Raw genomic sequence first — 12,309 nt, 5'->3', positions numbered from 1 at the left:
GGGCGCGACGGCCAGCACTGCGATTGCCAGCGCGCCGGCGATGTTTCAACCCTCGCCCGGCGTTGAAGCCGGGCGCGACGCCAAGAGCCGGCTTGATGTAGTCTTCCCACCACACGTTTCAACCCTCGCCCGGCGTTGAAGCCGGGCGCGACTAATGTTGGGTCTTTTGCTGTATATGGACTTCCGTGTTTCAACCCTCGCCCGGCGTTGAAGCCGGGCGCGACTCGCTCAACAATGCAATAATCCAATCATCGGTTGGGTTTCAACCCTCGCCCGGCGTTGAAGCCGGGCGCGACGCGGCGAACTGGGGGCGGTGGTGTAGATCATCCTTGTTTCAACCCTCGCCCGGCGTTGAAGCCGGGCGCGACGGCCGCGCCGCCAGCGCTGGCCTGGGCGCGTGAGGTTTCAACCCTCGCCCGGCGTTGAAGCCGGGCGCGACTCACTACCAAGGAGTCTCGTATGCTCACTGCTGAGTTTCAACCCTCGCCCGGCGTTGAAGCCGGGCGCGACCAGCCCCGTCAGCTCGCCCGCGCGGCCCGCGTCGCGTTTCAACCCTCGCCCGGCGTTGAAGCCGGGCGCGACAGGATCTTGCGCGGGTGCTGCGCGTCCCTGGCACGTTTCAACCCTCGCCCGGCGTTGAAGCCGGGCGCGACCGCCTCAGTTCCGCGGACATATAATGACATCCTGCTGTTTCAACCCTCGCCCGGCGTTGAAGCCGGGCGCGACTCGCGCCTGCGCTGCTGCCCAACGTTGACGCCGTGTTTCAACCCTCGCCCGGCGTTGAAGCCGGGCGCGACCCTCGATGGAGGCGGCGCTCGTCAGCTGGATCGAGTTTCAACCCTCGCCCGGCGTTGAAGCCGGGCGCGACGTCTGGTCGCAGTCATTGAGCACGAGGATTAGGATGTTTCAACCCTCGCCCGGCGTTGAAGCCGGGCGCGACTGGAGCCACGAGTAGTAGATCAGCCCGCTACAGTCGTTTCAACCCTCGCCCGGCGTTGAAGCCGGGCGCGACGGCCCAAGATAGCCGATCAGCGGCTTCTGAGGCCTGTTTTAGGCAGCCTGCCGGCCCCTCCAAGCCGTCCAACGATCTGCCTATATACCTGCTTGCTGATCATTGTAGCATCCATGCACCTTGTCTCGACCCTCATCCAGCCCAAAAGGAGGCTACGACTGCGCGAACCTCCCGGCATTCTCGTATCACTCCAGGTCCGCGTTTGCCGCCTACTAGATATAGTGCCCCCTTTCGCTTGGCTCGGCCTCAGATGATCAGTGGCTCGCGCTGATCATGCACAAGACTCCGCCCGAGCGACTGGACGTAGCGCGAGCGCGGCTCCTGGAGGCGGTAGATCCGCAGGCTGTCGAGCGCCGTGTCGATCTCCTGGCTGAGCTCGTGCGTTAAGCTGGCCAGCTGGGCGCTGTTGACCACGCACTCGAAGACGGAGTTCTGGACGCGCTGTCCATATTTCTCACAGACCTTGGCAACTCGCCGGAGACGCCGCCGCCCCTCGGTCGTCTCGGTGTTCACATCGTAGGTGACGAGGATTTCCATGACTCACCGCACCAGGTAGGGCGGGTACGCTTCGAGGTCGCCGCGCAGGTGTCGGGCCAGCAGCCGAGCCTGGATGTAGGGGAGCAGGCCCAGCGGCACCTTCTGATCGATCACGCGGTGCTGCACCTCCTCCTCTTTGCGCTTCTGGTATGCCTGGAGTACCTGCCGTCGCCCCTCGTCGTTCAGATTCACGGCGCCGCCCGGCAGATGGTCGAAGTGATCGGCCTGCACCTGACGCCGGTTGATCAGGCTGATCGCCAGCCGGTCGGCAAGAACCGGGCGGAACTCCTCCATCAGATCGAGGGCAAGCGCTGGCCGGCCAGGGCGAAGGGCGTGAAGAAAGCCGACCTGCGGATCAAGCCCGACGCTCTCTAGCCCCGCCGCGCACTCGGCCCGCAGGAGCGCGTAGAGGAAGGAGATCAGCGCATTCACCCGGTCGCGCGGCGGGCGGCGGGTGCGGCCCTCCATGGCGAATCGCTCGGGCTCGACCCGCATGTGGTGGCCGAAGACGCTGAAGTAGGTGCGCGCGGCGTCGCCCTCAACGCCGCGGGCCTCGTCGAGCGTCCGGCACGTCGGTAGCTGCGTGATTGACGTGGCGATCTGCGCCGCCGCAGCGCCTAATGCCGTGCGCGAATCTTCGCCGGATGCCTCGCGCGCGCTGCGCAGCAGGATCTGCCGGCTGTTCTGGAGCTTTGCGGCGATGATCTGCCGGGCGATGCGCAGCGTGCGCTTGCCGTCGGAGAGCACGAGGTGCTGGGCCCGCCGCAGCAGCACGTTGCCGCGCGCTGGCCCCTCGACCCGCGCCCGAAAGCGGCCGGTGCGGGTCAGCCACACCAGGCTGCGGCCATCCTCGGCGCAGCGCTGGATCATGAAGGGTGTGACCGTGACCCGCCCAAAGACGACGATCCCGCTTAGGCGCAGCAGCGGGAGCCGCAGCTTCGTCTCTTTGTCTACCGTCACCCGCACCGTGTCGTGCTCCACATGCAGCACGGCACCCTGGGTCTGCACATAGAGCGTGTTGAGGAACTCACGCATGGGTCTGCGCCTCCTTCTCACTGGCGAGCGGCTGCGGCACAAACAGGGCGACCTGGAGCGTTTGCAGGCGTTTGCGCTGCCCGACGACGGCGGGCATGCATGCGTTGATCAGCGAGCAGTTTGGGCAGCGCGCGTCGTTGGGCGCCTCGGGCAGCCGCTGGCTGGCGTGCATGGCCCGGATGGATTCGGCGATCTCCAGCGTGCGCCTGCGTAGCTCGCCGTCAAAGATCACCTCGTGGCGCTTGCGCGTCGCGGCGTAGTAGAGCGCGCCGATCGGCACGGCGACCCCGAACATCTCCTCCAGGCAGATCGCCTGGGCGCAGAGCTGAAGGTCGGCGTGAGGGCCGTGCCGCCGGCCCGACTTGTACTCCACCGGGTAGGGCACGCCCTCGTGCCACTCCACCGCGTCGGACTTGCCGCGCAGGCCGTGGATGTCCGACCAGAGCGGCAGGCCGCGCTCGGTCGGCCTCCCGCGCGATGGCGTGTCGTCGCCGCTGTCCACCCGCTCGTGGGCGATCTTCCCGCGCATCGTGAACAGGTTCTCCTCATACGTCTGCTCCACATGGATCAGCGCACACTGGCGCGGGCAGTAGCTGTAGTGCTCGATCGCCGAGAGCAGCACCTCGCGGGCGTCGTCTTCCGCCCCCGGCGCAGCCTCCGCGTCGGGCTGCGCCACGTCGTCATCGTCCATCACGCGCCTACCAGCGTGGTCAGGCTCACGCCCTCGGGCAGCGCGGCGGCGCTCACCGTCACCACGTAGTCGCCGAAGCTGCGCGGGGCGACTACGCCCTCGCGTCGGGCGACCTGGATGCGCTCAAAGAGCGTGTGCGTCGGCGCGTTGCCCAGACTCGAATCGTGGCTGAAGATGTAGAGGCCACGGCAGGACATCATCCCGCGTGAGGCCGAGCGGTCGGTGTCCCACATCACCTGGAGCGCCTGCCAGAACAGGGCCAGATCCTCGTCGATCACGCCGGTCTGCTTGGCGAAGTGCGGGTTGAAGAAGCCGTGGGCGCGGTAGAGGCCGTAGGGGACGAGCGTCTTGCGGCCCATCGTGCCGAACTTGTCGGACTCGTCGCCCTCAGCGCGCGTAGTCTGCTTGGAGTTCTGGGCTGGGCCGACGATGGCGATGTCGAGCGGGGTGATCGGGGTGATCGAGCGGGCGAAGGTCAGCTGGATCGGCCCGCGCACCTGCCCCGCGTTGGACTCCTTCATGCTCATGACCGCGCCGAACATGCGAACATCGAAGAACTCCTCGCACATCCACGTGCGCCCATCGCTCACCGGGACGCTCTTCTGCCCCGGCGCGCGCGCTAAAGACGCGGTTGCGCGTATCGGTCAGGTACGCCTCGTGCTGCACGTAGATCTTGTAGCGCTGCTCGCTGCCGCGCGCCAGATCGACGTAGTCGCGCACCTTGCGCTTGATCGCCACATCCGTCACCAGACCCTGCATAGTCTCGGGGTCAACGCGGGGCAAATTGCCCGCGTCAGGGTCGCCGTTGGGGTTGCCGTCCGTCACCTCAAAGAGCATGACGAAGTCGTGGCGGCGGGCGATGTCGTTGATGATCGGGGAGGTCATAGGGTAGGTACTCCTGATAATACTGATGATTACTGGCTACGCGGCGGCGTTCTTCTTGCGCTCGGCGGCGGCCTTGCGCTCGGCGCGGTCGTTCGCACGCTGATGATAAAAGCCCAGGGCGAAGAGCCCCTGCTGCTCTAGGGTGAGGATGGGCAGGAAGCCGTCGATCCCGGCCATCACCTCCTCAAGGCGCTGCTGGAGGGCCGCCTCAGCGCCGGGCCGGTCGCGCTCAAGCTTGGCCAGGTGGGGCTGGGCGCCGCGCAGCAGGCGCCCGAAGACCGAGGCGGGGGCGGATGAGGCGGTGCCGTAGAAGCGGTCAACGATCATCGCTTTGCCGATGGCGGCCTCCTGCACATCGGCGAGCACGGCGAGCAGGCGGCCATAAAGGTAGGCGGGCGCAGTGTTCTGAGGGTCGAGAGCAGACATCCTATCCTCCTGTATCTCGGGCGACTGGCTACGGATCACCAGGGTGATCAGGGCGGCGCGGGCGTGGGTGACATTTTGCTCGGCCCGGCTGCGCCGCACCGTCTGGTAGAGCATGCCCAGCGGCAGCGGCGCTCCGGTGAGCGCAGCCCGCAGCAGGGTGCGGGGTGTTGTTGTCGGCAGATCTTTGGCCTCGCGCACGGTGGCGGCGGCCAGCCCGTAGAGGCTGAGCGGGCTGGCCGTCGCCCCATACGCATCGACGATCTGCTGGCGCAGAAACCAGCGGGCCAAGTTGGCTTTGACCGCGCCGACGGTGGTGTCGATCCAGTCACGGATCACTGCCCGCCCGCCGCTGGCCGAGAGCGTCGTCGCATAAAAGGCGGTCTCGTCCACCCCTGGAAGGGGCTTCCCCTTGAGGAAGTTCGCGATCAGATCCTGAACCTGCTGCGGCTGCGGCTTATCAAGCGGCTCATAAGGGTCAAAGCCAACCTCCTTGCGCGTCCAGTAGACAAAGAGCGCCCCAGCAAGTAGCGTATGGCTCTGCCTATCGCTGATCAGATGGTTGAGCGCCTTGGTGAATCGCTCGCCGCAGTCGGCGCAGGTCGGGGCGATTAACGATGCCCCTAAGCCATAGGACTCGAAGGCACCCGCATTCGCAGAGATGATCGAGGTTCCGGACATTTGCCCGCCGGGAATGCCCTTGATCTTGCCCTGGAGCCGATCAAGCACCGGGCGCTCCTGACCACAGACGATGCACTGCATCACGGTGCCGCCAGCCGCGCCGGGGTCGTGTTCGGCAGCCCAGAAGGCGCGTACCGCTGCGAGGTCGGTCGGGAAGGCGCCATCAACCCGAAAAGCGATCAATGCGCCGTAGTCGAACTCATCCGGCAGGTGAAGCTTGGCAGTCGGCTCGTCGGCAAGAAAGGCCACAACCGCGTGTACCGCTGGTTCATTGGTCTTTGCTGCGCAGCGAGTCAGTAGCTCCTGATAGGCCTGGTGGCACGCGCGGACGCGATCCGGCTTTGCGCTCTCGCCACCAATGCCAAGCGTATAGTCGGACTTATCGGCAAGCAGGAGTGGCTTAATGCCAGCGGCCCGCGTCACCTGCGGCATCAGGTAGCGCTGGCCCCGCTTCGTGCTTGGGCTAGACGGGTCGGCGGTGTCGGTGGGCTGGGGGGTGAGCAGCCGCCCCGCCGCATCCAGCTCGATGATATAGCGCACCGGCGTCTCGCTGTAGAGCGTCGGCGGCATATCCATGCGCTCGTCGGCGTACTCCTTCAGTCGTCTGAGCAGCATCTATGCCTCCACTGGCAGCGGGCGCGCGGGCACGCGCAGCACGCCACGTTCAAGCTGGGCCTCGAAGAAGCGCGGCCTGCCGCGCCCGGAGCCATCCGGCGCGTAGTCTAGGTCAAGCAGCATCGGGCCAAAGTCATCGCTCAGATCAATCGCTCGCTCGCTGCCGTCCGGCTCGGCGAAGGATGCCGAAAACTCACGGCAGCCCAGGAAGGGCGTGGCGAAGCAGCGCCCGGCGGCCACCCGGCGGCGGAACTGGTCGCGGTACTTGGCCGGGTCGGCGTCGGCGTGGGGCCGCAGCCGAACCTGGGCCACAATCAGGTAGGCCACATCGCGCAGGGCCAGGGTGTGGCGCTGCGCCCGGTTTTTAGGCTCGTCTGCAGACGTCGCATCGTAACCCCCACCTTCCTGCTGCCAAGAAGCTGCCGTCCGCTCGCTCTGACGATGGTTGATCTCGTTGCGCAGGATGGAGAAGTAGCGGATCGGCCTCAGCACGTGGATCTCACGCACCTGCCAGTGAAACTCTGGCTTCCAGAAGATCGCCTCCAGCACCCCGCGCGCCGCCGAGGGCGTCATCACCGGGTAGCTTACGCGCTCCACCTTCATCTCGGGCCGCGTGAAGCAGGCCAGGTCGCCCCAGACCCGCACGGCCAGCGGGGCGTCGTTGTTGGACATAGCGCCTCCTCCTTATACAATCATCAGTGAGCGATCATCATCGGGGACAAGCCCGTGGGTTGAATCGTAAACTCCGTGCCAGATACCGACATCGGGGAGCAGGTCGCCAATCAGCCCGGAGGCGCGGTAGCGCCGGGCCAGATCGCGGCGCAGGGCGACCATAGAGGGCTGAAGGCGGCGCAGCAGCTGGCGGGCGCGGGTCGGGTCGGCCTGGAGCGCCGCGATGCTATCCTGCACCAGATCGCGCTCGGCGGCGCTGCCGTAGCTGGTGATGATCACGCTCTCGGTGTCATCCTCGATCATGCGGAACTTCTCGGCCACCTGCGGGAAGTCTCGGCCCTCGCGCAGAGCCTGGATCTTGTGCGAGTCGAGGTTGAGCGTTGCGAAGACCTGGCGGAAGTAGCGCCGCACATCCTCGGGGTTGTCCGGGTCGAGGGTACCGCTGCCAATCATGGCGCGAGTGATATTAGTGGCAGCTTTATACGGGCCAGGCGGCAGCCCGCCCTCAGCTGGGTCAAAGACAATCATCTGGCCACGCGCGATCTTGCCCTCGCGGTTGCAGCGCCCGGCCGCCTGGATCACCCGGTCCAGCGGCCCCATGGCCCGCAGCACCAGCGGGAAGTCCAGATCGACGCCGGCCTCGATCACCTGGGTCGAGACCAGCCGGCAGGGCTGCCCGGCGCTCAGCCGCTCCTTCACGGCGTTGATCACCTCGCGGCGGTGCGCGCCGCAGAGCAGGGTCGAGAGGTGCAGCGCCTCGGGGTCGTCCAGCGCCTCCAGCAGGGCCAGCGCATCCTTCTTGGTGTTCACCACCGCCAGGGACTGCGGCTCGCCGCGCAGTAGATCGGCGACCTCGGGCCAGCCCATCTGGCTCGCGACCCGCCAGTCGTAGCTGACCCGCTTGAGCGCAGCGAACCAGCGTGCCGCATCGGGCACAATCTCGCGGGCGGACAGATCATCGGCAAAGGCCGGGATGCTCTCGAACGCTGGCTGGGTTGCGGTAGAGAGTACCACCGTCGTGCCGTAGTTCGCGCAGAGCTGCCGCAGCCCGTCGAGAATCGGGGTAAGCAGCTGCGGTGGCAGCGCCTGCACCTCATCGAGAATGATCACGCTGCCGGCCAGGCGGTGCAGCTTGCGGCAGCGCCCGGTCTGGTTCGCAAACAGGCTCTCAAAGAGCTGCACCGTAGTTGTCACCACAATCGGCGCGTCCCAGTTCTCGGCTGCCAGGCGCTTCCAGCGCTCCTGCGGGCTATAGTCATCAGCCTCGCTGCGCCGTGAGTCTCCGCTATGATGCTCCAACACCACCCGACCGTCATCCTCGGCCTGAAAGATGTCTCGATAGACCTCGGCGGTCTGCTCGGTGATGCTGATGAAGGGCACGGCAACGATAATTCTCTTCTGACCGTGCTTGAGGGCGTGGCGCAGCGCGAAGGCCATGGCTGAGCGGGTCTTGCCTCCGCCGGTGGGGATGGCCAGGCGAAACAGGCCGGGAGGAGATTCCGCTGCCGTGATACACGCCTGGTAGAGCGTGTCGCGGGCCTGGCCGATCACGCTATCAGTTTTGCCGCTAAGCATGGCCTGGCTGGCCTCGAAGCGGGCGAGCAGCTCGGCAATTGTGACAGAAGCGCCGCGCAGGTCTGCCCTATCGCGCTGAAAGTGCTGCTCAGTGTCAAGGAAGTCGGCATCCACCAGGGTCGAGAAGAGCATGCGCAGGAAGAACTCGAACGAGCGCTGATCACGCAGGTAGGCCGGTGCGGGCAGCCGGCCGGTCGGGTCGAGATCGGGGATCAGCTGACGTATCTGCGTGATCGCCGCCGGGATCACGTCGCCATCATCCTTGCGCCGCGTATCCAGCCAGGTCTTACAGTCGGTGATGCTCCGCAGCCCGCCGTGGTGCCCCTGGACGAGCAGCGCGAGGGCGGGCATATGCTGCTCAGCGAGCGTAGCCCCGGCCGCCTTATGATCAATCTTTGCCTTGTAGCCAGGGTCGGCGTGGCAGCGGCGCAGGTAATCCTGGAAGGCCGGGTTGGCCTTGCCGACATCGTGCCAGAGGCCGAGCTGGTAGGCCAGCGGGCCGGCCCCGAAGGGCTCGGCAAAGTCGCGGGCCAGCTCGGCGACGCGGGTGAGGTGATCGACCAGCAGGTGCCAGCCGCCGCCCCCCGTCGGCGGCGTGTGGGCGACCAGGGCATGGTTCGAGTCTTCTTCTTTGCCGTTGAGCCCATACGCCCGCATCTGCCGCCGGATCTCGCCCAGCACCTGGTCGCGCAGCTCCTGCGGCTCCAGCACCTCGCAGTCTGCGCCCCAGCCCCTGATCCAGGGCAGCATCTCCTGGGGCTCGTCGATCTCGGCGGCCCAGATCAGCCGGCCCTCACCGTCGCGCTCGCTGCGCTCGGAGGGGTGCCAGCGCTCCTCGCCCACACGCCGGATGGCCCGCTCGCCGCTGAAGCGTAGCCGCACGCGCACCGGCTGGCTATCCGCATCGAACCAGATGCTCCAGGCGCCGCCCAGGAGCTTGAAGGGGTCAAAATCTGCGGCGACGGCGAACGGATCATCAAGCACAAGCGGCTGGCGCTCGATCCGCTCCAGCTTACGCACGCGCATCGCCCCGGCCAGCTCGGAGTGGCCGATCACATAGGTGCTGCGGCTGATCGGCGAGGGCTCCAGCAGATACGGGTGGAACACCTCGTCAAAGGCCCGGCGCGCGCGCAGCGGGCGGTAGCGGATCTGCACCTTCCGCCCATCCATCCAGGCGTCGCCTATCGCCTCTAGGATGCGCTGATAGTCCTGCTGCTGATCGCTCAGCTGAAGCCGCTGCTGGTGCGCGATCGCCAGCACATGCTCGCCGGCAGCAGGCGCAATGCCTTGGTTCAGCGCGATGCCGAGCTTCTGGAGCATCTCAACCGCGTTGCGGTCGCTCTTGTCCTGGCGCTGCTGGTAGAGCCGCAGCGCCAGCATCAGCACAATGCTCTCGTGGCGCGAGAGGCTGAGGTGGGTGATGTAGCGCTTGCGGTCGATCGCGACGCGCTTCTGCTCGTCCCAGAGGATGGGCACGCCGGTCGCCTCCAGCGACATAATCCAGCGACCGACGGTTGATCGGTTGATCCCAAAGTGGCGTGCCAGATCAGCCTGGCGTAGTGGGTTGCCGCCCGGCTGGGCGAGTAGGTAGAGGCGCAGCGCATCAAGGCCCTCAGACTTGAACTCGGCTTTGTTCTGGCTCATAGTGAAAAGTACTCCACGTCGGTGATAGTGAGAGCATAGCATGCGCCGCTGCGAAAAATCGCAACAGCTCGGTAGTGAAACAACAAGCCATCTCGCAACGGTGTTGCCACCTAGCGCCACCAGCGCCGCGAGATGCGCACCTTTCCTTCCTCGTCCTCCTCGATCTGCACCCCCTGCTCCTCCAGGTCAACCAGATCGCGCATCACGGTTGAGCGCGGCACGCCCAGCCGCCGCGCGACCTCCGCCTGTGAGAGGCCTTCGTCACCGAGCAGCTCCGCGTACTGCCCCAGCCGCTCCTGCTTGCCCTGCTTGCTGCCGAACATCGCCGCGCCTCCTGTGTGTCTCAGTCTCCGCTGAGACCACAGTGCGGCCCGGCTGTTGCAGGTACTGCAACACTCGCCCTGTGCGCTGCCGCCGCCGTGGGCTGAAGCCCCCGGCTAGGCTCTCCGAAGGCCGCTGAAGCGGCCTGTCTGAGGCCGCTTCAGCGGCCTTTGGAGAACCAGCCCGCCCGTTTACAGGCCGGGCGCTCAGCGTGACAGGGTGACGTTTGCGGTAGTGCGTCACAATCTATAGCCTCTGTGGGGGCTGGTTTACGCCGCTCGGCTTAACCGGGGGTTGCGCCGGCATAACCAGATGTTGCGCCGACAAAACCGGACGGGCCGCCGACAAAACCGGACGGGCCGCCGACAAAACCGGACGGGCCGCCGACAAAACCGGACGGGCCGCCGACAAAACCGGACGGGCCGCCGACGAAACCGGACGGGCCGCCGACGAAACCGGACGGGCCGCCCGCACATGTGCCCGGCAGCCTCGCGAGCACCACAAAGGCCCGCGCCCCGCCCCCTGCATGCAGGGGGCGGGGCGCGGGCCTGAGACTGGAGCCGGCGATAGCGCTAGCCGGCGCTCGCCTTGCGCGCCGGCCGCTTGCGGTCCGACCTGCGGGTCCAGCCGATCGCCTTGACGGCGTAGGAGTCGGCGCCGTACTGGACCTTCACCTGTGCCTTGGCCATCAGGATGAGGTCGTGGAGCATCTTCGCGGTGGCGTACTCGGTGTCGCGGGCCTGCTCGTAGGCCTGCCGGCCCTGCTCGTAGATCCTCCGGGCCTGCTCGGTGGCGTCCTGGGCCGCCCGCAGGGCCGCGTCGATCTGCCTGAGGGCCTCGATGCTGTAGGCCGGGTTGACGGACTGGTAGGTGCCGAGGCTCTCGATGGCTTGCAGGGTGGCCCGGTCGGCGGCGATCTCACTCGGGGTGAGCCTGTACGACATGCTGCGTCCTCCTCGATGAAATGGTGGGATGTCGGCGCCCCCGCTGGGGCTCGGGCCTATTATGTCGGCGCTATAATTAATATTGCAATAGCCTAGATGGTATGTATTTAGGTAGTACTTTAGGGCTCTGCTTGCGGGCTCCGCACCATGACTTACGGTAGCACTGCGGGATGCCCTAGCGCATAGGCGTGAAACCTGTCAGGTGCGGCCAGCGATGAAATGAGCACATCCTGATGTCTCAGGGGCCGCACCTGACAGGTTTACGACCCCGATAGGATTGCTATATCTGGCGCGCCATAAGGCTGTAGGGGCACAATCTGGGACTCTAACCTCGCAGTTGACATCCCGCGCCCCAGCGGGTATCGTGCATCGCCGCAGATGCACGAGATACCCCGGAGGCCCCGATGCCGCGCCGCGCCATGCTCCCCTACCTGGCCCTGTTTGCGGGGGTGCTGATCGCCTCCACCGCCTCGATCATGATCCGCTTCGCCCAGGGCATGGGCGTACACTCGCTGAGCATCGCCGCCGGGCGGCTGGCCCTGGCCGCGCTCATCCTCACCCCGCTGGCCCTCACGCGGGCCCGCCCCGAGCTGCGCCGCCTGGGCCGGCGCGACCTGCTGCTGGCCCTGGGCGCCGGCGCCTTCCTGGCCGTCCACTTCGCCAGCTGGATCAGCTCGCTGGCCTACACCTCGGTGGCCAGCAGCGCCGCCCTCGTCTCCACCAACCCGCTCTGGGTCGGCCTGGCCTCGCTGCTGATCTTCCGCGAGCGCCTGGGCTGGCGCGGCGGCCTGGGCATCGCCCTGACCATCCTCGGCACCGCCGTGATCGGCCTGAGCGACAGCGGCGCCAGCGCGCAGCCCGCGCCGCTGCTCGGCAACGGCCTGGCCCTGCTCGGCGCACTGGCCGGCAGCGGCTACCTGCTGATCGGCCGCTCGCTGCGCCGCCGCGTCTCCGTGCTCACCTACATCTGGCTGGTCTACTCGGCCGCCGGGGTCATCCTGCTCGCCGTCGCCGCGCTCGCCGGGCAGAGCGTGCTCGGCCTCCCCGCCATGGCCTACCTGCTCCTGCTCGGCCTCGCCGTCGGCCCGCAGCTGATCGGCCACACATCCTTCAACTACGCCCTCGGCGCGCTCTCAGCAACCTTCGTCGCCGTCGCCCTGCTCGGCGAGCCGGTCGGCTCGGCCATCCTGGCCGTGCTGATCTTTCGCGAGGCCGTCGCGCCCCTCCAGGTCGCCGGCATCGCCCTGCTCCTGCTCGGCATCCTGCTCGCCTCC

10 protein-coding genes, 1 pseudogene and 1 CRISPR repeat array are annotated in these 12,309 nt (G+C 66.9%); of the genes and pseudogenes, 1 reads left to right on the top strand and 10 read right to left on the bottom strand.

Annotated elements, in window-relative coordinates; all coding sequences use genetic code 11:
- Positions 1–42: 42 nt before the first annotated feature.
- A CRISPR array of direct repeats spans positions 43–1,012; the repeat unit is 37 nt; unit sequence GTTTCAACCCTCGCCCGGCGTTGAAGCCGGGCGCGAC.
- Between the two features lie 246 nt (positions 1,013–1,258).
- The 10 genes and pseudogenes from cas2 to K2Z83_RS21255 form a co-directional block, all read right to left on the bottom strand.
- Complete coding sequence (gene cas2, locus K2Z83_RS21300) at positions 1,259–1,549, bottom strand: CRISPR-associated endonuclease Cas2 (RefSeq protein ID WP_220597206.1); 291 nt, start codon at positions 1,547–1,549, stop codon at positions 1,259–1,261.
- A gap of 3 nt (positions 1,550–1,552) precedes the next feature.
- Positions 1,553–2,584 (bottom strand): type I-C CRISPR-associated endonuclease Cas1c, encoded by a 1,032-nt coding sequence (cas1c, locus tag K2Z83_RS21295; RefSeq protein ID WP_220597205.1) that lies wholly within the window; start codon positions 2,582–2,584, stop codon positions 1,553–1,555.
- The gene (cas4, locus tag K2Z83_RS21290; protein WP_220597204.1) at positions 2,577–3,275 is read right to left on the bottom strand and encodes a CRISPR-associated protein Cas4; all 699 of its coding nucleotides are present in this window, start codon (positions 3,273–3,275) and stop codon (positions 2,577–2,579) included. The genes cas1c and cas4 overlap by 8 nt, the downstream gene beginning before the upstream one ends.
- Positions 3,275–3,817 (bottom strand): type I-C CRISPR-associated protein Cas7/Csd2, encoded by a 543-nt coding sequence (gene cas7c / locus K2Z83_RS21285; protein ID WP_255604386.1) that lies wholly within the window; start codon positions 3,815–3,817, stop codon positions 3,275–3,277. Before cas7c ends, cas4 begins: the two co-directional genes overlap by 1 nt.
- A gap of 139 nt (positions 3,818–3,956) precedes the next feature.
- A pseudogene (locus K2Z83_RS30115) lies at positions 3,957–4,112 on the bottom strand (type I CRISPR-associated protein Cas7); the annotation flags it as partial.
- Between the two features lie 84 nt (positions 4,113–4,196).
- A complete protein-coding gene (cas8c, locus tag K2Z83_RS21275) occupies positions 4,197–5,879 on the bottom strand; it encodes a type I-C CRISPR-associated protein Cas8c/Csd1 (RefSeq protein WP_220597202.1) in 1,683 nt (560 codons plus the stop codon).
- Positions 5,880–6,551 carry a type I-C CRISPR-associated protein Cas5c gene (cas5c, locus tag K2Z83_RS21270; RefSeq protein WP_220597201.1) on the bottom strand — a complete coding sequence of 224 codons (672 nt, stop codon included), beginning with the start codon at positions 6,549–6,551 and terminating at the stop codon, positions 5,880–5,882. It abuts the gene before it with no gap.
- Positions 6,552–6,563: 12 nt separating this feature from the next.
- Positions 6,564–9,770, bottom strand: coding sequence for a CRISPR-associated endonuclease Cas3'' (locus K2Z83_RS21265; RefSeq protein WP_220597200.1), 3,207 nt, complete (start codon positions 9,768–9,770; stop codon positions 6,564–6,566).
- 110 nt (positions 9,771–9,880) lie between these two features.
- The gene (locus K2Z83_RS21260; RefSeq protein ID WP_220597199.1) at positions 9,881–10,093 is read right to left on the bottom strand and encodes a helix-turn-helix domain-containing protein; all 213 of its coding nucleotides are present in this window, start codon (positions 10,091–10,093) and stop codon (positions 9,881–9,883) included.
- A gap of 570 nt (positions 10,094–10,663) precedes the next feature.
- Positions 10,664–11,035, bottom strand: a complete 372-nt coding sequence (locus K2Z83_RS21255; protein ID WP_220597198.1) for a hypothetical protein — start codon at positions 11,033–11,035, stop codon at positions 10,664–10,666.
- A 404-nt stretch (positions 11,036–11,439) separates the two neighbouring features.
- On the opposite strand from K2Z83_RS21255, the gene K2Z83_RS21250 reads away from it, so the two are divergent.
- A partial coding sequence (locus tag K2Z83_RS21250; protein WP_220597197.1) for a DMT family transporter occupies positions 11,440–12,309 on the top strand: 870 nt, incomplete at its 3' end.

The sequence above is a fragment of the Oscillochloris sp. ZM17-4 genome, from assembly GCF_019599295.1.
GTDB lineage: Bacteria > Chloroflexota > Chloroflexia > Chloroflexales > Chloroflexaceae > Oscillochloris.
This window is presented reverse-complemented; position numbering and strand designations above follow the sequence as displayed.